The sequence below is a fragment of the Pseudarthrobacter sp. NPDC058362 genome (assembly GCF_042723515.1).
Lineage (GTDB): Bacteria > Actinomycetota > Actinomycetes > Actinomycetales > Micrococcaceae > Arthrobacter.
In genome coordinates, this window is sequence record NZ_JBHXIW010000002.1 from 311,562 (window position 1) to 328,865 (window position 17,304).

A 17,304-nucleotide genomic window follows, 5' to 3' on the forward strand; every position below is an offset into this window, starting at 1 on the left:
TACGGGTCGGCCGCCAACATCTCGCGAAGTGGGCGGGCTCCTCGCTAAGGCGCCGTACCGCCGTCGTGCTTCCCCGGCCGGTACCCGGCGAGCTCGGCGCGGACGTCGCCTTCCTCGTGGCCGCCCTTGCCCTTGCCGAACGGCAGCGCGTGCAGCAGCGGGTGGACGATGGCCATGACGAGCAACCCCCATGCGAGTCCGAGGATCGCGGAGAACAGCGTGTTCACCAGCCAGGCCAGAAAGCCGCCCACCACGGCGACGTGGGCCACCGGCTCTTCCACGGCATGGACCAGGTCGTAGGGCAGGTGCCAGCCAAGGTCGTACGCGCCCTGCAGCATGATGTGGCCGCCGACCCAGAGCATGGCGACGGTTCCGATGAGGGTGATGGCGGCCAGCACGGCCGGCATTCCCTTGACGAGCAGCCCGCCGATGCGCTGGGAGCTTGCGGAGTCCTTGGCAGCCAGGTGCAGCCCGATGTCGTCCATCTTGACGATGAGGGCGACAGCCCCGTACACCAGCACCGTGATGGCCAGGGCCACCACCACCAGGATGGATGCCCGGGCCCAGAGGGATTCGTCTGCCACCTCGTTCATCGAGATGACCATGATCTCGCAGGACAGGATGAAGTCCGTGGTGATGGCGCCCTTGACCACCTTGGCCTCGGCCTCCGGGCCGCGCTCGACCGCCGGTGCCTTCTCATCCGCGTGGTCCTTGCGGATCTTGTGCCAGACCTTCTCGGCGCCCTCGTAGCAGAGGTAGGTGCCGCCGATCATGAGGATGAACGGGATGGCCCAGGAGGCGAAGGTGCTGATCAGCAGCAGCGCCGGCAGGATGATCAGCAGCTTGTTCCGCAGCGAGCCCCAGAAGATTTTCCGGATCATCGGCAGTTCGCGGGACGGGTCCTTTCCGGACACATACTGCGGGGTGACGGCGGCGTCGTCGATCACCACGCCGGCGGCTTTGGTTCCCGCCTTCGCGGCCCCGGCGGCGATGTCGTCCACCGAGGCGGCGGCTATGCGCGCGAGGGCTGCGACGTCGTCCAGGAGGGCGACCAGACCGCCGCTCACAGGTCGCTTCCGGACTGTTCGACGGCGGACGGCTGAGCGTCCAGGGCACGGTTCAGGAGCGTGATCGGCATGGTCAGAGTATATGGGACCGGGCTGCCGGGAGGGTGCCGTTCCGGGCCGGGCGGCCCGGAACGGGCGGGGACTTTAGAAGTCGAACAGGTCGCCCAGCCAGCCTTCCTTCTTCTTAGGCCGCCGGCCGTAGTCGCGGTCATAGCCCGGTTTGTCATTGCGGCGGCCATCGTAGCTGCGCTCGTCCCGCCGCTGATCATGGCCGGTGTAGAGAGGCGGCGGGACTGGCAGGGGAGCGGGCGGTGCCGGACTGGCGGGAGCGGGCGACGCGGCAGCACGGTCCAGGATCTTGTCCAGCTCCCCCCGGTCAAGCCACACACCCCGGCATTGCGGGCAATAGTCGATCTCAACGCCGCTGCGTTCGGTCATGACAAGTTCTACTGAATCCAAAGGACATTTCATACCCGCACAACGTTCGGCACGCCCGAAAGTTCCGCCGCGCTCCTGGCCGTAATCCTGTCGCCGTCAGCGGCGCTTGTGGAGCATCCGCACCTTGCGGGCGTTGGCACGGAGTTGAATGATCCGCGCTGCGCCGGCAACGGCCACGACTATGCCGCCGGCGACACTGGCGATGAACATGGCCATCCCCAGAGGAAGCGTGCCCTCGAAGCCCAGGAACATCACCCTGGCGGTCTCCTGGTTCTGCAGAATGAAGATGATCAGGAGCACCAGCAGGAGGAGCGCTACGACCACGGCTACCCAGACCACTCCGGAGCGGGTCGGTTGCGGCCTGGTACTGGAAGAAGCGGGAGGTGCTGTTCCCGGGGCCGGTACGTCAGACGGCGGCTTCGGCGGCAGTCCTCCGGGTGTGGCAGGTTCGGACGCCATCCTGATCACTTTCCTTTGATCGCCACCAGCTGGATTTTCAGGATACGCCCGCGGCGGTGACGGCGGAACCGCACGCCGCGGCGGGGAACGACGACGGCGGGGTGCCGGCAGAAAAGCCGGCATCCCGCCGTCGTACTTCAGGAAGTTCTGTGCAGCTTAGACGCGTGCGTCTTCCTTTTCGCGCTCGGCGACCTTGTAGGACTCCCAGAAGGTGGCACCGGTGATGCCGAGGGGACGGGGGTCGAAGACCGGGTCGAGGCCGAGCTTGATCTGGCGCTCGTAGTCCTTCAGGGCCTGGAATGCCGGCTTCTGGAGGACCAGGATGCCCACGATGTTCAGCCACGCCATGAGGCCCACGCCGATGTCGCCCATGGTCCAGGCATCGGCGGCGGTGTTCACGCAGCCGTAGGCGACGGCGATGAGGATGCCCACCTGGAGGACCAGGGTGGTCACGCGGCCCAGGTTGGCGCGGATGCCCGGCACCAGCTTGTTGGCGGACTTGCCCACCAGGAAGCGCAGGTTGGTTTCGGCCATGTAGTAGTAAGCGATGATCGTGGTCAGGCAGAAGAAGATCAGCGTGACGGCGATGAACGCGGCACCGAAGCCCGGGAAGACGGAGTCAAAACCGGTCTGGACGTACTGCGGGCCAACCGTGGCGGTGGCGGAGAGCAGGCCGCCCTCAACCAGGACCTCGCCGTCCTCGCTGCCGCCGGAGAACACGCGGTAGGCGCCGGTGGAAAGGATGAGGAAGCCGGTGGCGCTGCAGACGAACAGGGTGTCGATGTAGACGGCGAACGCCTGGACCAGGCCCTGCTTGGCCGGGTGGGAAACCTCAGCCGCGGCGGCGGCGTGCGGGCCCGTGCCCTGGCCGGCCTCGTTGGAGTAGACGCCACGCTTGACGCCCCACATCACGGCCAGGCCGATCACGGCGCCGAGTGCGGCGTCCATGCCGAAGGCGCTGCGGAAGACCATGGCCAGGATGCCCGGCAGCTGGCCGGCGTTGACGAAGACGACCACCAGGGCCAGGATGATGTAGCCGAGGGCCATGAAGGGCACGACGAAAGCAGCGACGCTGGCGATGCGCTTGACGCCGCCCATGATGACCAGTGCCAGGACGATGACGGCACCGACGCTGACAACCCAGGCCGGGACGGTGAAGGCGCCGTCGATGGCGGTGGCCATCGAGTTGGCCTGGACACCCGGCATCAGGACGCCGCAGGCGAGGACGGTTACGGCGGCGAAGACATAGCCGTAGACCTTGAAGAAACCGGCAGCCTTGGTGTGGGCGAAGGCGCGGGAGAAGTAGTATGCCGGACCGCCGCGGTATTCACCGGTCTGCGGGTCACGGGTCTTGTAGATCTGGCCGAGCGTGGACTCGATGAAGGAGGTGGAGGCGCCCAGGAAGGCGACAGCCCACATCCAGAACAGTGCGCCCGGGCCGCCGAAGGCGACAGCGGTGGCGACACCGGCGACGTTGCCGGTGCCGACGCGGCCGGACAGGGACATGGCCAGGGCCTGGAACGAGGAGACGCCGGCGGCGGACTTTTCGCCGTTCAGCAGTTGCTGGACCATTCCCTTGACGTGGCGCACCTGCAGGAAGCGGGAGCGGACGGAGAAGTAGACGCCGGTGGCGAGGCACAGGTAAACGAGCCAGTCACTCCAAATAACGCCATTGATAGCGGATAAGACATCGCTCATGAGTGGGTTCCCTCCATGAAGAGCGTGGGTGATGCGAAACGAATGCGGTTTGGCGGGGCGCAGGGACGGGCAGGTTAGCCCGTGGTGGGCGCCACACAAACCTGTGAAGTTTCTCACGTGGTTCGGCTATGAGTCCAATTGACCGAATTTCAGCTGGCCTGAGGTGCTCCCTGCCGTTAACCACACACTTTCCGTCAGCCCTATCCAGCAGGCCCTCAGCGGGCGCACTATGAGCTATGAAAAAACTCCTGATCGCCGGCCTCGCTGCAGCCTTCGTTGGTCTTGGCGCCACCACGCTGGCGGCTCCCGGGAACGCGGCCCCCGACCCGTCCCACGTGGCAGGGCAGATTCTGGTTAAGTTCCGGGACCAGGGGTCGGCCGACGGCGTGCTACGCCAGCACGGTCTGCGTCAGGGCAACTTTGTGGGGACTACCGGGGCCCAGGTCATCAAGGTGCCGGCCGGCAGGGAACTCCGGCTGATTGAGGCCCTGGGCCACAACCGCGCGGTGGAGTATGCAGAACCTGACGCCGTGGTTACCGCCGTCACGGACGACACCTACTTCGACCGCCAGTACGCCCTCAAGAACGACGGGCAATCGTTCCAGAACACCCTGGAGACGGCCACTGTCCCCGCAGGCACCCCGGACGCCGACGTCGACGCTGTTGAAGCCTGGGGCATCGCCACCGGAGCCGGCGTCAGGGTAGCCGTCCTCGATACCGGTGTCGCGTCGGACAACCCTGATATCAGCACCCAGGTGGTGGCGCGCGCGAACTTCAGCGGCACCGCAACGCAGGAGGACAACTACGGGCACGGTACCCACGTGGCCGGCATTGTGGCCGCGGTCCATAACTCCACCGGTGTAGCCGGCGTGTGCCCGGAGTGCGACATCGTGGACGTGAAGGTGCTCAACGACTCCGGGTCCGGGTCCACGTCCAACATCGTCAACGGTATTGCGTGGGCGGCCAGCGCGAAGGCAGGCGACGGAAACGCCGACATCATCAACATGAGCCTGGGCCAGCGCGTATCGTCCCGGACGCTTGAAACCGCGGTCCAAAATGCCTGGAAGGCGGGGGTGGTCATCGTGGCGGCAGCGGGGAACGGCGGCAGCCAGGCCAAGATCTACCCCGGTGCCTACCCCAATGTCATTGCCGTAGCAGCCACGGACAACAACGACGCCAAGGCCTCCTTCTCGAGCTACGGCGCCAAGTGGGTAGACGTGGCAGCGCCAGGGGTCAGCATCTACTCGACCTTCCCCAACCACCCGTTCGCGTTGCAATCAAACGGCCGTTCTGAGGGGTATGACATTGCCAGCGGCACGTCGATGGCCTCCCCGGTAGTTGCCGGCGTGGCCGCGCTGGCGCTGGGCTCGCACCCCACCGCCACGAACGCCACGGTACGAGGCATCGTCGAATCCACGGCCGACCCAACCGTGGCGGGCACCGGAAGTCATTGGAAGCACGGCCGGGTCAACGCCTACGACGCCGTGCGGGCACCCTGACCCGCCCGCTCCCAGTGCTGCCGAAGCAGCCCGGCCAGCCGTTCAGGCTCGATCCGGTGCGGCGGGTCGAAGTGGTGCCGCGCCTCGAATACCTCCAGCGTGAAATCCGGAAACACGGTGGCCAGCCGGTCCGCCACCTCGCCGTAGTCATCCGGATTGCTCCGCCCGCCCAGGACGAACAGCACCGGTTTGATGAACGCAGCCAGGCGGGCCCGGTCCAGGTCGTAGCGCTTGAAGTCCGCCAGGAACGCGCTGATGCCCGCCGGCCGCTTGGCCATCCACGGTGGCGGGGGACCCGGCGGCGGAGGCGGCAGGACGACGTCGGACTTCACCCCCAGCCGCATAAAGGCAGGCATGAACTGCTCCGGCGGCAGGGACTCCAGCTTTGCGTACTCTTCCCAGACCGCGGCGTGGGCGGGGCTCCAGTCCCAGTTCCCGGCCCACGCTGCTTCGAGGAGTGTGAGGCTCCGTAACCGCTCGGGATGCTTGGCGGTGAGCGCCAGGGCCGCAGCACCGCCGCCGGAATAGCCCACAAGGTGGAAGGTGTCCCAGCCGAGCCGGCCGGCTTCGCGGAGGACGCCGTCGACCTCGGTGTCCAGGGTCCAGCCGGGCGGGGGAGCGGCATCCGCGTACAGTTCCAGGTCCTTGGCGACGGCATGCACGTCCGGTCCCAGCGCCTCGATCAGCGCTCCGTAGGCAGGCCCGGCTGGGAGGACGCTGCCAGGCAGGAGGAGTGCCCGGAGGGGTTCCATGGTTGGATGCTACGCCCCCTTCAGGTGCCCGGCTACGGGGTTTCCACAGCGCTTTTCCGGGACCCTTGCCGCCGCCGCGGTGCAGGCGGAGAATGTGCTCACTGGCGGGGTTCCATATCTCCTCCGCTGCGGATATCGGCGCTTCACTAGTAGTCCTTTCCACACCAGAAGCAGCACCGTTTGGAGGAGTTGAAATGGCAGGTTTAGTCCGCAAAAGTCTGAATTCACCCGAGGAAACCCGCCCGTTTGAGGACGGCAAGGGCCAGCTCGAACTGGTCAATATGGACGGGGGTGCTGTTGGCCGCGCTACGTTCCAGCCAGGCTGGCGCTGGTCCGACCACGTCAAGCCGATCGCCAAGACCGACAGCTGCCAGGCCAGCCACACCGGCTACTTCGTCTCGGGCCGCATGACCGTGGTGATGGATGACGGCCAGGAGATGGAGTACGGGCCCGGCGACTTCGCCACCATCGCACCGGGTCATGATGCCTGGGTAGTGGGTGAGGAGCCCTGCGTGATGATCGACTGGCAGGGATCGTCCGACTACGCCAAGCGCTGACGCTGAACGACGTCGGGACGCACTACTTTCGGTGCGTCCCGACGTCCTGCGTGCTAGGCGCGGGCGTGCAGCCCCGGCACGCCGTCGCGGATCTCGAAGGAGGCCTTCGTGGACACGGGGGCGCCCGGCGTCGTGACGTAGTCCAGCGTCCGGAAGTCGGCGGTCATCGCGTCCCTGGTGATCTTCGTGTTCACGTAGCCGCGGTTGTCGTTGTAGAACTTCAGGTGCGGGTTCCAGGCCATGACCGGGTCCGCGGTGGAGCCTGAGCCGTTGCCCGTGGACGTGATCGAGGTGGTCACCAGTTCCGAGCCGACGACGGGGGAGGCGGGGTCCTTGTAGTCCACCTTGAGGTCGTTGGCCCAGTTGCGGTGCACGTCCCCGGTGAGCACGACGGCGTTGCGGACGTTCGCGTCCACCCAGCCTTGGGTGATGCGGCGGCGGGAGGCGGCGTAGCCGTCCCAGCCGTCCATGGAGACGTCGTCGATTTCGGGGGCGGCGTTGCGGTCGCGCTCGGCGAAGAAGACCTGCTGGCCCAGGATGTCCCAGCGCTGGGTGGAGTTCCGGAACGCGTCCAGCAGCCACTTTTCCTGCTCGGCACCGGTGATGCTGCGGTCCTCGGCGAGGCGCTCGGCCACGTTCTTCTTCCAGCCGTCGCCGGCGAGCTGGTCGTCGCGGTACTGGCGGGTGTCCATCATGTGGAAGTTGGCAAGCTGGCCCCACTGGATGGTGCGGTAGATCTTCATGTCGAATCCGGCGGGAACGGAGGACCTTCGCAGCGGCATGTTCTCGTAGTATGCCTGGAAGGCGGCTGCGCGGCGCTGCCGGAAGCGCTCGGTGGTGTCGTTCATCTGGTTGGCGTCGCGGTTCTCCGGAATCTCGTCCGCCCAGTTGTTGTCCACCTCGTGGTCATCCCACACGACCAGCCAGGGTGCGACGGCGTGCGCGGCCTGCAGGTCGGCGTCGGACTTGTACTGGGCGTGCCGCTGCCGGTATCCCTCGAGCGTGACCGTCTCGGGTCCTTGGTGGTCGCGGGGGTTGCCACCGCCGATGACGTAGTGGTTCTTCTTGTACTCATACAGGTAGTCGCCGAGGTGGAGCACCAGGTCCGGGTGGTCCTGCGCCAGGCGGGAGTAGGCGGTGAAGTAGCCGTGCTCGTACTGCGAGCAGCTGGCGAACGCCATGGCCAGCGCGGCGGGTGTTTCGTGCAGCGCCGGCGCCGTCAGGGTACGGCCGACGGCGCTGATGTGGCGGCCGCTGCGGAACCGGTAGAAGTACTCGCGGCCCGGCTTCAGTCCGCGCAGCTCCACATGCACGGAGTGGGCCGTCTCGATCCGGGCCTCCTCGACGCCGCGTGCCACCACGGTGCGCATTGATGCGTCCTCGGCCACTTCCCAGGCCACCGGGACCGGACGGGACGGCATTCCGCCCAGGCCGTCCGCAGCCAAGGGGTCCAGCGCAAGGCGCGTCCACAGCACGAAGCCGTCCGGCCACGGCTCACCCGACGCGATGCCGAGCATGAAGGGATCGGTGCGGAGGCCGGCGTCGTCTGCGGTGGAAACGGCGACGGCGGTACCAGGCAGGGCGGCGACAAGGCCTGCCCCGAGACCGGCGGAAATGAGGGATCTGCGGGAGATGTTGTGCATGGCTTCGAACCTAGGGAGGCAGGTTGACCGCGGGCTGTTGCCTGAGTGAACCATACGTGAACGTTCCGTGCGCAGACCCCAGGTACCGAGCCAGCAACCTGCCGTTCACCAGCGGTTATACCGGTGCTGCTAGGTTCGCGGCATCCCACTGCTACGCACCAGGAGATGCCCTCATGACCCCTCGAACCCACCTGGCCCCTGCCCTCCAAAGGGGCACCGCAGCCGCGGTGACCGCGGTGCTGTTGGCCGCCGTCGTCCCCGGCACGGCCACCGCCGCTGACCGCACGCCGCCGGCGCAGGCCGAACCCCAGTCCCAGCGCACCGTGGACATCCAGATCCTCGGCCTGAACGAAACCCACGGCCAGCTCACCCCGCTCAAGCGCTCGGGCCGCCTGGCCGGGGGAGCGGCCGCGCTCGCCGCCTATCTCAAGGCAGAGGAAGCGGAGAACCCGCGGACCCTGATCCTGGACTCCGGCGACTTCATGCAGGGCCCGGCCATCTCCTCCTACTTCGAGGGCGCCTCCACCGTGGACGTCTTCAACGCGATCGGCGTGGATGCGGCCGCCGTGGGCAACCACGAGTTCGACTGGGGCCAGGACGCCTTCGCCGAACGGGTGGAGCAGGCCGACTTCCCGTTCATCGCGGCCAACATCGTCGTCGACGCCACAGGAGCCGCCCCAGCCGGCGTCAGCCCCTACGTCATCGAGGAACTGGACGGGGTCAAGGTGGGCGTCATCGGCGTCGCAAACCCCGACACCAAGAACGTCACCCTCCCCGCCGCCACCGAGGGCCTGAGCTTCCTGGACCTGAACCAGACGGCCGCGGCGGTCAACGATGCCGTGGCGGAACTCCGCGAACGCCACGTGGAAACCATCGTGGTCAGCGCCCACCAGGGCCTGGAAACAGCCTCCACCGGCGCGCTCGCGGACCTGGTGGGACAGCTTTCCGGCGAGGTGGACCTGGTCCTTGGCGGACACATTCCGCTCGAATACAACACCGTCATCAACGGAATTCCCGTGGTCCAGCCCTACGGCAACACCCGCGGCTACGCGGATGTCACCCTTACCGTGGACCGCGCCACGAAGGACGTAGTGGGCACCGGCATCGAGCTGGATGCCACCTGGACGGACGCCATCGCCCCGGACCCGGCGGTGAAGGCGATCGTGGACGGCTACCAGGCTCAGCTGGGCGAAGAGCTCGGCAAGAGCGTGGGGGAGGCGGCCACGTCCATCACGCGCGGCTCCAGCCGCGGCGTCGAGTCGGAGATGGGCAACTTCGTCACCGACAGCATGCGCTCCTACATTGACGGGGTGGACTTCGCCTTCACCAACGCCGGCGGCCTGCGCGCGGACATTGACGCCGGGCCCATCACGCTCGAAGAGGTCTACGCCGTCCTGCCGTTCAACAACACGCTGGTCACCATGGACCTCACCGGAGCCCAGGTGCGCAAGGTACTGGAGGAAGGCGCCTTCAGCCAGTACGGCACCGTCCAGGTCTCCGGACTGAAGTGGGCGTACGACGCCGGCGCACCCTTCGGCGCCCGGGTCACCTCCGTCACCCTCCCGGACGGAACCCCGCTGGATCCGGGTGCCACCTACCGCGTGGCCACGAACAACTTCATGGCCACCGGCGGCGACCAGTTCACCACCTTCACCCAGGGCACCGGCACCGTGGACACCGGCATCAACCTGGTGGACACCGTGGTGCACTACCTGGAACACCACTCACCGGTTGATCCGCAGATCGAAGGGCGCCTGGCCGTGCAGTAGCCGGCCCCAACCCGCCCAGCCACGAAAACGACGCCGGGACCCGCCATATCTGGCGGGTCCCGGCGTCGTGCGTTGCGTGGTTAGTTGTGGTTAGGCGTGTGCCTTGTGGCCCTTGGTGAGGACCAGCGCCAGGCCGACCATGCCGATGCCCAGGAGCAGGTGCAGGATGTTGTCGAACAGGTTCAACGGGACGAAGTTGCCGGCCGAATCCTGGGGAACCACCAGGCCGTAGACGAACAGGACCAGGTAGATCACGCCGCCGTAGAGCAGGAACGAACGGGCGCCGCCGGCGGTCTTGGCCAGGACGAGGCCGGCAACGCCGAACAGCAGGTGGACCGCGTTGTGGAGCACGGACACCTGGAAGAGGCCCAGCAGCATGGCCTCGGAGTGCGCTCCTGCGAAGTGCAGCTGCTCGAAGTTGCCGGTGATGCCCGGGACGAAGCCCAGGACGCCGACCAGCAGGAATACGGCGCCTACTGCCATGGACGCTTTCTGGACGTTGGTGCGGACTGCCGTGCCGGTGCTGGTGTGTGTAGCCATGATGTTCTCCTGAATGCGGTATGGATTCATGGATCAGCAGAACGCTTGCTGCCGACCCAAAGGGTTATGCAAGCTATTCGGCTGCTGCCGCAGGTCGGATGGGTGACCTGGGAAAACTTTTGGGCCATTGGGCCCTGCCGGTGGCCTGCAGCCGGGAGTAGCCTCACCTCATACAAAGGAGTTGTCATGAAGCGTTTGCCCGTTCTTCTCTGCACCGCAGCCTCGATGGTTCTGGCCGCGGCCCCGGCCGGGGCGGCCCCGAACATTTACCACACCATCTCGTCGACGCATGGCTCCGCAACGGTGACCAGCATCAGCGGCTGCGAGCAGACCGAAGTCTTTGTCTCCTCCAGTGTGGCGATGTACGCCAGCCAGCCCGGGCCCGTCAACAAGCAGGGACTCAGTGCCGTGTTTGTGCGCGTCACGGACATCTGCGCCGCTCCGGCCGGTGTGGTCACTGCAGCTGCGGGCGGCGGTACGGTCCTGTTCCAGGCCGAAGGCCAGAACATGGCGCCGCTGGTGGTTGACCCGCGGCTGAACACCGCCTCCATCAGTACCGGCATGGCTGGCACGGATGGCGAGGGCAACCCCGTGACCATCAGCCTGTCGGCAACGTGGACCGCCACCGGTCCGCTGGAGCACGATACCGTCCATACCCACAGCAACTACCCGGATGAAGGCACCGTCAACGCAACGGACAACAACCTGCGCCGGGCCGCCGCTGCCGACGTGGCGGTCTCAGTTGACGGCATGACGGCCGCGGGCACGGATCCCAACGCTGTGCTGGAACAGGTGAAGTCACGGTGCATTGAAGTCGCCCGTCCTGGGGTGGAGGGGTTCTTCCCCTGCTTCGGATTCCCCGGCTGACTGGTCCCGGCCGTTGGTGCCATCTCGCGGCGGGGGAGCGGCTACTTCCGGGGCTGGGCTTTCCGGGCGGGGGCCTTGGGCGCCTTAGGCGGCAGCGTGGAAACGTAGTCCAGCGCCTTCTCCACCCACGCGCGCGCCCGGGCCTCGTCGCCGTCGCCCTCTTCATTCCACATCTCAGGCAGTCCGGTGTACCCACCCATGGGGCGTTCCGCGGGACCGAACGGGACCGTCCGCTCGGTGGTTTCGAGCACTCGGCGGTCCTCGGCGGACAGCTTCACGCCGACGGTGGGCCCGAACAGCCCCGCAAACATGTTGCCGTTCACGAAGGCCCCCAGGTTGCCGAACATCGGTTTGACCACCACATCCGGCCGGTCCGGGACCAGGGCGCGGAAGTGTGCTTTCTCGGCGTCGGTGGCTTTGGGCATATCCATGGCGTCATCTCCCGGGGGCAGGCGTTCTTCGGATCCGGATGCAGGATATACCCGGGGCGGTCGAGGGACGCGGCGGCAGCCGTTTAGGGTGCGGCGGAAAACTCCTGTAGTCTCGAAACTGTTGTTGTGTTTATGCAGTTGGTAGTTCAGGCAGTACGCGCGGTCGAAAGTCCGCGTTCTTCTGAAGTAGCGGTTTTGAACACCCCACACCGGAGGGCCCGAAAGTCGGGACTATCCCTCCACCTTCACGAAGGACAAAAATAATGGCTACTGGTACCGTCAAATGGTTTAACGCTGAAAAGGGCTTCGGCTTCATCTCCCCGGACGACTCCTCGCAGGACGTTTTCGCGCACTACTCCGCGATCAACTCCAACGGCTTCCGCTCCCTCGAAGAGAACCAGAAGGTTTCCTTCGACACCGAGCAGGGCCCCAAGGGTCCCCAGGCCACCAACATCCAGGCTCTCTAATTTCCTAGAGTTCCGGGACCGTTAGGTTTCCACTTAAAAGCAGGACCCGCCGTTTCAACACGGCGGGTCCTGCTTTTTTGGTGCCTGCTGCCGTTTGTCCCCGCCGAATGGACATTTCCCGCCGGGGTCCCAGGGGGAAATGTCCATCTGCTGGGGAGCCGTACTGCGTCAGAGCCTGTTACGACTGGGCGCTGAGCCGCGAGGCACTCCAGGCGGCATAGCTGCCGTCGAGTTCGATGACGTCGTACCCCGCACGCCGCAGGGCGCTGGCGGCAACCGAATTGCGCGCCCCGCTCTGGCAGTACGTCACGATGGGTCCGTCCTCGGGGAGCTGGTCCAGGTGCCACATGATGCGGCCGGCACCGAGTTGAGCAGAGCCGGGGATGTGCCCGGCGGCGTGCTCGGATCGGTTGCGGACATCCAGAAGGAGCGCGGCGTCAAACCCGTCCAGTTCCTCGGGCTGGATCAGCCGGGGTGTGGTCATCGGCAGGCCGTCAAGGGTGGTGACGTAGCCGGCGACGTTGTCGATGCCGACGCGGACCAGGTGGTCCCACATCTCCTGTGCGGCGTCCTGGTCCGGTGCGAGAAGCACCAGGGGGTTCTTGCCCTTCTCCGGGTCCACCACCCATGCGCCGTAGCTGGCCATCTTGCCGGCGGGAATGTTCAGCGAGCGGGCCACCGTTCCCCGGTGCACCTCGCGGTTGCCGCGGGTATCGACAAACGTCAGCGTGTCCTCTTCCAAGCCCTTGACGACGGCGGCAGCGTCCAGTTCCGGCAGTGGTGCACGTTTACCCATGACGGCCGGGCCCTCACGGTTTTCGTGTTTCATGCGGGCGAAGTAGGCGTGCGCGTCGGGCTGGCCGTCGAGCAGTTCGTCGATGAAGCCCTGTTCGTCGTTGGCGGCCAGGTACGGGCCCCACCAGGCGTAGAGGCGCTCATAGCCCACGGTGGAGGAGGGGATGGCTCCGAGGTCCTTGCCGCAGGCACTGCCGGCGCCGTGGGCGGGGTGGACCTGGACGTAGTCGGGCAGGGTGAGGAACTTATCCCGCAGGCTGGCGAAGAGCTGCTTGGCGCCTTCGAACCGGGTGTCGATGCCGCCTGCTGCCTCATCGAGCAGGTCCGGGCGGCCCAGGTCTCCGGAGAACACGAAGTCACCGGAGAGCAGGTAGCCGGGCTGGTCGCTGAACGCGCCGTCGGTCACCAGGAAGGACAGGTGCTCCGGGGTGTGCCCGGGGGTGTGCAGGGCCTTGACACTGATGTTCCCCAGGGTGATGGCGTCCCCGTCATAGAGGCGCTCGGCGTCGAACCCGTACTGCCAGTCCGGCCCGCCCTCACCGGAAACGTACATCGTGGCACCGGTAGCGGCAGCCAGCTCACGGGTCCCCGAGAGGTAATCGGCGTGGATGTGCGTCTCAGTCACCGCCACGATCTTCATGCCGTTCTTCGCGGCGAGGTCCTGGTACACCGCGATATCGCGGCGGCCGTCCACCACGATCGCCTCGCCCTTGGACTGGCAGCCGATGAAATAGCTGGCCTGCGCGAGGTCTTCGTCATAGATGCGTTCGATAAGCATGGGATCTCCTGAACTCGGTTAATAAATATCGTCTACCCCTAGGGGTATCTTGAAAAGAGGGCGTGCCGGTGCTTTTCCTGAGATCACGATGAGGGGCCGTGCCGGTTGAGTTGTTGCACTCTGCCATGGCAGCGGCCGCCTTGCTCAATACCCCACCGAGTATCCTATATACCCCAGGGGGTAGGCAAAACACCCCTCTGGGTATACGATGGTGGGGTACGAATTCTGGAAATGGGAGATCGCCGTGCAACTGGACACAACTGAACTGACCCCGGTGGTCAACCGGCTCAAGCGCGCGCAGGGGCAGCTTGCTGCCGTAACGCGCATGCTGGAAGAGGGTCGCGACTGCAAGGACATCGTCACGCAGCTCGCCGCCGTGTCCAAGGCGCTGGACCGCGCAGGCTTCGCCATTATCGCCAGCGGCCTGGAGCAGTGCATCGTCCAGGAGGACGCCAGCCTGGACCGCAAGGACCTGGAGAAGCTCTTCCTCTCCCTGGCCTAGCAACCGCGCGGCCGCTAGTGCAGGCCCATCGCCTCTCGCACTTCGTTGAGGATGTGGTGCATAGCCTGTTCGGCCACCGCGGTGTCGCCCGCTGCCACGGCTGCCGCCACGTCCTCGTGCGCCTGCAGCGCCTCGTTCCGTGGCTTGAACGGCATAAGCCCCTGCTGCGTCCGGCTGGTCAGGACTTCCGCCACCATGCCCTCGAGCGCCTGGAACATTTCGTTGCCGCAGCTGCGCAGCAGCAGCTGGTGAAACTCAATGTCGGCCGCCAGGAATCCCTTGAGGTCCCCTGCTTCGCCGAGCCGCCGCAGGTCCGCTGCCAGGGCCAGCAGTTGGTGGCGTTCGGTGGACGTCGCCCGCCGCGCCGCACCTGCCGCCGCAATGGGTTCGACGGCGATACGCAGCTCGGTCAGGCTGCTGTACTGGATCTCGCGGCGGTTTGAGGCCAGTCGCCAGCGCACCAGCTTGGGGTCGAAGACGTTCCAGAACCTGCGCTCCTGCACCACAATCCCCACCCGCCGGCGCGAGTAGACCAAGTTCATGGATTCCAGGACCTTCATGGTGTCCCGTGCGACGGTGCGGGAAATCCCGTAATCCTGCTGCAGCCCCTCAAGGGTGAGTCGGCTGCCCGGCGGAAGCTCAGCCGAAGCGATCGCTATCCCCACCGCTTCGAGGACGCGCTCATGCATCGCGGGTGAGGACCCGCCGTCGTCCGCGTTGTCTGCGCCCTGTACTGTCGCCGTCGACATCTTCCCGCTCTCTCTTCCGCGCCGCAGCGCCCCTACAGGATAGCGAAGATCTGTAAAGGTATGACTTGTGACACGAAAAGATAGTATCTTTGCTTTCAAAAGGCGATACCTTATGGCGTAGCCCACTCCACGGCGGGCCCACACCGAGCTTCTTCCAAAGCCAACGACGTCTTCTCCGGAGGTATGACATGCAGCAACCCACGCACCTCGTGGTGATGGGCGTGGCCGGGTCCGGCAAAACCACCCTGGCGGCCGCGCTTTCAAAACGGCTGGGCTGGACCTGCGCGGAGGCGGACGAGTTCCACCCGCAGCAGAACATCGACAAGATGCGCCGGGGAATCCCGCTTGAAGATGCCGACCGGTGGCCTTGGCTGGCCGAAATCCGGGACTGGATGACAACCCAGGCCCGCGCCGGGGCCAGCACCGTCCTCACCTGTTCGGCGCTGAAGCAAAGCTACCGGCAGCTGCTTTCCGCGGCCGAGGGGCGCGTCGTGTTCCTCCACCTGGAGGGCGGCGCGGACCTGATCAGCCAACGCATGCAGGGCCGCGAAGGCCACTTCATGCCGCCGGCGCTGCTTCCCAGCCAGCTCGCCACCCTTGAGCCGCTGACCGGGGAAGAGCTCCGCGCAGGCAGCCTCCGCCTCGATATCGCACGCTCGCCGGAGGAGCTGGCTGCCGCCGTCGTGGAGGCCCTGGGCCTCTCCGCCCAATAGGCGCCTGGCACCCCTGAACCGACCGAAAAAACCACCCAAAATATCTGTTTCAAAGGAGAACCATGACCATCGAAGGATGGACCCAGACGCTGGGAGCAGGTCCGCTGCTGCTCATCGCCGCAGCCGCGATCGTCGTCCTGCTGTTCCTCATCATCAAGCTGCGCGTCCACGCCCTGATCGCGCTGATCCTCGTCAGCCTGGCCACGGCCTTCGCCACCGGCATTCCCGCAGGCCAGGTGGTCCCGGTGCTGCTCAACGGCTTCGGAACCACCCTGGGCACCGTTGCCCTCCTGGTGGGCCTCGGCGCGATGCTCGGACGCATCGTGGAGACCAGCGGCGGAGCCAAGGTGCTGGCCGAATACCTGATCGGGGTCTTCGGTGAAAAGCGCGCACCGTTCGCGCTCGGCCTGGCCTCGCTGATCTTTGGCTTCCCCATTTTCTTCGACGCCGGCCTGGTGGTCATGCTGCCCGTCGTCTTCGCCGTGGCCCGCCGGATGGGCGGCGGAGTGCTGCGCTACGGCCTGCCCGCCGCCGGTGCGTTCTCCGTGACGCATATCTTCCTGCCGCCGCACCCGGGCCCGGTTGCCGCGTCCGCGTTCTTTGACGCCAATATCGGCCTGGTCCTCGTGGCCGGCATCATCGTGGCCGTTCCCACCTGGTACGTCACCTGCTACCTGTACGGCCTGTACACCGGCAAGAAGCTCATCCTGCCGGTGCCCGAACTGCTGGGCCACGCCTCTCCCGAAGCCGAACAGAACCCGCCGCGCTTCCGCACCATTGTGGGCCTGCTCCTGCTGCCGCTGGTCCTGATCTTCCTCAACACCGGCCTGAACACCCTGGCTGCCTCCGGCGCGCTCGCCGAGGGCACCAAGGACCAGCAGTGGTACCAGATCCTGCGCACCATCGGTGAAACCCCTGTTGCCCTGCTGATCGCGGTCCTGGTGGCCATGTTCGTTCTGGGCGCCAAGCGCGGCAAGGATGCCGGGGCGCTGGAGAAGCTGCTCGAGTCCTCCCTGGGCCCTGTCTGCTCCGTCATCCTGATCACCGGTGCCGGCGGCATGTTCGGCGGCGTCCTGCGCACCTCCGGCATTGGCGCGGCGCTGGCCGACGTCCTGGGCGACCTCGGCATCCCGCTGATCCTGGCCGGCTTCCTGATCTCCTCCATCCTGCGCATCGCCCAGGGTTCAGCCACCGTGGCGCTGACCACCACGGCCGGCCTGATCGCCCCCGCCGTTGCCGCCGCCGGAATGAACGGCATGCAGCTGGCCACCCTGGTCATCGCCGTTGCCGCCGGTTCCGTGGTGGTCTCGCACGTGAACGACTCCGGCTTCTGGCTGGTGGGGCGCTTCTTCGGCATGGACGTCAAGACCACGCTGAAGACCTGGACCGTGATGGAGACCCTGATCGGCGTGATGGGCTTCGGCATCGCCGCGGTCATCTTCATGGTGGCGGGCGTCGCCGGCTGACCCCCACCCAATTGAGTAGCGCCAAGTGGGGGGGTGTGTGCCCCCAAACGCCCGTTGGGGGGTGGGCGTTGGTGGGGGGGGGTGCGGCGGGGAGCCGGGGGGGGGGCGCGGGGT

18 protein-coding genes are annotated in these 17,304 nt (G+C 66.4%); 8 read left to right on the forward strand and 10 right to left on the reverse strand.

Annotated features, from left to right (window positions below):
• Positions 1 to 44: 44 nt before the first annotated feature.
• From ACFWIX_RS06020 to ACFWIX_RS06035, 4 genes are all read right to left on the reverse strand, one after another.
• The gene (locus tag ACFWIX_RS06020; RefSeq protein ID WP_377215207.1) at positions 45 to 1,067 is read right to left on the reverse strand and encodes a DUF808 domain-containing protein; all 1,023 of its coding nucleotides are present in this window, start codon (positions 1,065 to 1,067) and stop codon (positions 45 to 47) included.
• A gap of 144 nt (positions 1,068 to 1,211) precedes the next feature.
• Positions 1,212 to 1,538: a zf-TFIIB domain-containing protein gene (locus ACFWIX_RS06025; protein ID WP_377215208.1), complete on the reverse strand. Its 327-nt coding sequence runs from the start codon at positions 1,536 to 1,538 to the stop codon at positions 1,212 to 1,214.
• Between the two features lie 63 nt (positions 1,539 to 1,601).
• The gene (locus ACFWIX_RS06030) at positions 1,602 to 1,829 is read right to left on the reverse strand and encodes a lipopolysaccharide assembly protein LapA domain-containing protein (RefSeq protein ID WP_377215209.1); all 228 of its coding nucleotides are present in this window, start codon (positions 1,827 to 1,829) and stop codon (positions 1,602 to 1,604) included.
• 291 nt (positions 1,830 to 2,120) lie between these two features.
• A complete protein-coding gene (locus tag ACFWIX_RS06035; protein ID WP_377215210.1) occupies positions 2,121 to 3,662 on the reverse strand; it encodes an alanine/glycine:cation symporter family protein in 1,542 nt (513 codons plus the stop codon).
• A 236-nt stretch (positions 3,663 to 3,898) separates the two neighbouring features.
• Between ACFWIX_RS06035 and ACFWIX_RS06040 the strand changes: the two genes are divergently transcribed.
• A complete protein-coding gene (locus ACFWIX_RS06040; RefSeq protein ID WP_377215211.1) occupies positions 3,899 to 5,161 on the forward strand; it encodes a S8 family serine peptidase in 1,263 nt (420 codons plus the stop codon).
• Here ACFWIX_RS06040 and ACFWIX_RS06045 read toward each other — a convergent pair.
• Complete coding sequence (locus tag ACFWIX_RS06045; protein WP_377215212.1) at positions 5,137 to 5,913, reverse strand: alpha/beta fold hydrolase; 777 nt, start codon at positions 5,911 to 5,913, stop codon at positions 5,137 to 5,139. The two genes, ACFWIX_RS06040 and ACFWIX_RS06045, sit on opposite strands and share 25 nt — an antisense overlap.
• Positions 5,914 to 6,107: 194 nt before the next feature.
• Here ACFWIX_RS06045 and ACFWIX_RS06050 point away from each other — a divergent pair, with 194 nt between their 5' ends.
• The gene (locus ACFWIX_RS06050) at positions 6,108 to 6,470 is read left to right on the forward strand and encodes a cupin domain-containing protein (protein ID WP_377215213.1); all 363 of its coding nucleotides are present in this window, start codon (positions 6,108 to 6,110) and stop codon (positions 6,468 to 6,470) included.
• Between the two features lie 53 nt (positions 6,471 to 6,523).
• Here ACFWIX_RS06050 and ACFWIX_RS06055 read toward each other — a convergent pair whose 3' ends face one another.
• The gene (locus tag ACFWIX_RS06055) at positions 6,524 to 8,113 is read right to left on the reverse strand and encodes an alkaline phosphatase D family protein (RefSeq protein WP_377215214.1); all 1,590 of its coding nucleotides are present in this window, start codon (positions 8,111 to 8,113) and stop codon (positions 6,524 to 6,526) included.
• A 173-nt stretch (positions 8,114 to 8,286) separates the two neighbouring features.
• On the opposite strand from ACFWIX_RS06055, the gene ACFWIX_RS06060 reads away from it, so the two are divergent.
• Entirely contained in the window at positions 8,287 to 9,882 is a 1,596-nt protein-coding gene (locus tag ACFWIX_RS06060) for a bifunctional metallophosphatase/5'-nucleotidase (protein WP_377215215.1), read from the forward strand.
• Between the two features lie 90 nt (positions 9,883 to 9,972).
• On the opposite strand, the gene ACFWIX_RS06065 is transcribed toward ACFWIX_RS06060, so the two are convergent.
• Positions 9,973 to 10,422, reverse strand: a complete 450-nt coding sequence (locus ACFWIX_RS06065; RefSeq protein ID WP_377215216.1) for a DUF4383 domain-containing protein — start codon at positions 10,420 to 10,422, stop codon at positions 9,973 to 9,975.
• Positions 10,423 to 10,608: 186 nt separating this feature from the next.
• Here ACFWIX_RS06065 and ACFWIX_RS06070 point away from each other — a divergent pair, with 186 nt between their 5' ends.
• Positions 10,609 to 11,289, forward strand: coding sequence for a hypothetical protein (locus ACFWIX_RS06070; RefSeq protein WP_377215217.1), 681 nt, complete (start codon positions 10,609 to 10,611; stop codon positions 11,287 to 11,289).
• Positions 11,290 to 11,330: 41 nt separating this feature from the next.
• Here the strand turns inward: ACFWIX_RS06070 and ACFWIX_RS06075 are convergent, their stop codons facing one another.
• Positions 11,331 to 11,720 (reverse strand): TfoX/Sxy family protein, encoded by a 390-nt coding sequence (locus ACFWIX_RS06075; RefSeq protein ID WP_377215218.1) that lies wholly within the window; start codon positions 11,718 to 11,720, stop codon positions 11,331 to 11,333.
• Positions 11,721 to 11,983: 263 nt separating this feature from the next.
• Here ACFWIX_RS06075 and ACFWIX_RS06080 point away from each other — a divergent pair, with 263 nt between their 5' ends.
• Entirely contained in the window at positions 11,984 to 12,187 is a 204-nt protein-coding gene (locus tag ACFWIX_RS06080) for a cold-shock protein (RefSeq protein ID WP_009372930.1), read from the forward strand.
• A 178-nt stretch (positions 12,188 to 12,365) separates the two neighbouring features.
• Here the strand turns inward: ACFWIX_RS06080 and ACFWIX_RS06085 are convergent, their stop codons facing one another.
• Positions 12,366 to 13,760 carry a rhodanese-like domain-containing protein gene (locus tag ACFWIX_RS06085; protein WP_377215219.1) on the reverse strand — a complete coding sequence of 465 codons (1,395 nt, stop codon included), beginning with the start codon at positions 13,758 to 13,760 and terminating at the stop codon, positions 12,366 to 12,368.
• A 244-nt stretch (positions 13,761 to 14,004) separates the two neighbouring features.
• On the opposite strand from ACFWIX_RS06085, the gene ACFWIX_RS06090 reads away from it, so the two are divergent.
• Positions 14,005 to 14,262, forward strand: a complete 258-nt coding sequence (locus ACFWIX_RS06090; protein ID WP_377215220.1) for a metal-sensitive transcriptional regulator — start codon at positions 14,005 to 14,007, stop codon at positions 14,260 to 14,262.
• A gap of 14 nt (positions 14,263 to 14,276) precedes the next feature.
• Here ACFWIX_RS06090 and ACFWIX_RS06095 read toward each other — a convergent pair whose 3' ends face one another.
• Entirely contained in the window at positions 14,277 to 15,011 is a 735-nt protein-coding gene (locus ACFWIX_RS06095) for a FadR/GntR family transcriptional regulator (RefSeq protein WP_377215221.1), read from the reverse strand.
• A gap of 188 nt (positions 15,012 to 15,199) precedes the next feature.
• Between ACFWIX_RS06095 and ACFWIX_RS06100 the strand changes: the two genes are divergently transcribed.
• Both ACFWIX_RS06100 and ACFWIX_RS06105 read left to right on the forward strand, forming a co-directional pair.
• Positions 15,200 to 15,724 carry a gluconokinase gene (locus tag ACFWIX_RS06100; RefSeq protein ID WP_377215222.1) on the forward strand — a complete coding sequence of 175 codons (525 nt, stop codon included), beginning with the start codon at positions 15,200 to 15,202 and terminating at the stop codon, positions 15,722 to 15,724.
• Positions 15,725 to 15,786: 62 nt separating this feature from the next.
• Positions 15,787 to 17,190: a GntP family permease gene (locus tag ACFWIX_RS06105; protein ID WP_377215223.1), complete on the forward strand. Its 1,404-nt coding sequence runs from the start codon at positions 15,787 to 15,789 to the stop codon at positions 17,188 to 17,190.
• Positions 17,191 to 17,304 lie beyond the last annotated feature (114 nt).

What these genes read in the sequence shown, in the direction of transcription:
- ACFWIX_RS06045 (WP_377215212.1), bottom strand. Translation starts at nt 5,913, where the DNA reads ATGGAACCCCTCCGGGCACTCCTCCTGCCTGGCAGCGTCCTCCCAGCC.
- ACFWIX_RS06025 (WP_377215208.1), bottom strand. Translation starts at nt 1,538, where the DNA reads ATGAAATGTCCTTTGGATTCAGTAGAACTTGTCATGACCGAACGCAGC.
- ACFWIX_RS06080 (WP_009372930.1), top strand. Translation starts at nt 11,984, where the DNA reads ATGGCTACTGGTACCGTCAAATGGTTTAACGCTGAAAAGGGCTTCGGC.
- ACFWIX_RS06065 (WP_377215216.1), bottom strand. Translation starts at nt 10,422, where the DNA reads ATGGCTACACACACCAGCACCGGCACGGCAGTCCGCACCAACGTCCAG.
- ACFWIX_RS06075 (WP_377215218.1), bottom strand. Translation starts at nt 11,720, where the DNA reads ATGGATATGCCCAAAGCCACCGACGCCGAGAAAGCACACTTCCGCGCC.
- ACFWIX_RS06050 (WP_377215213.1), top strand. Translation starts at nt 6,108, where the DNA reads ATGGCAGGTTTAGTCCGCAAAAGTCTGAATTCACCCGAGGAAACCCGC.
- ACFWIX_RS06100 (WP_377215222.1), top strand. Translation starts at nt 15,200, where the DNA reads ATGCAGCAACCCACGCACCTCGTGGTGATGGGCGTGGCCGGGTCCGGC.
- ACFWIX_RS06105 (WP_377215223.1), top strand. Translation starts at nt 15,787, where the DNA reads ATGACCATCGAAGGATGGACCCAGACGCTGGGAGCAGGTCCGCTGCTG.
- ACFWIX_RS06070 (WP_377215217.1), top strand. Translation starts at nt 10,609, where the DNA reads ATGAAGCGTTTGCCCGTTCTTCTCTGCACCGCAGCCTCGATGGTTCTG.
- ACFWIX_RS06035 (WP_377215210.1), bottom strand. Translation starts at nt 3,662, where the DNA reads ATGAGCGATGTCTTATCCGCTATCAATGGCGTTATTTGGAGTGACTGG.
- ACFWIX_RS06085 (WP_377215219.1), bottom strand. Translation starts at nt 13,760, where the DNA reads ATGCTTATCGAACGCATCTATGACGAAGACCTCGCGCAGGCCAGCTAT.
- ACFWIX_RS06060 (WP_377215215.1), top strand. Translation starts at nt 8,287, where the DNA reads ATGACCCCTCGAACCCACCTGGCCCCTGCCCTCCAAAGGGGCACCGCA.
- ACFWIX_RS06055 (WP_377215214.1), bottom strand. Translation starts at nt 8,113, where the DNA reads ATGCACAACATCTCCCGCAGATCCCTCATTTCCGCCGGTCTCGGGGCA.
- ACFWIX_RS06095 (WP_377215221.1), bottom strand. Translation starts at nt 15,011, where the DNA reads ATGTCGACGGCGACAGTACAGGGCGCAGACAACGCGGACGACGGCGGG.
- ACFWIX_RS06040 (WP_377215211.1), top strand. Translation starts at nt 3,899, where the DNA reads ATGAAAAAACTCCTGATCGCCGGCCTCGCTGCAGCCTTCGTTGGTCTT.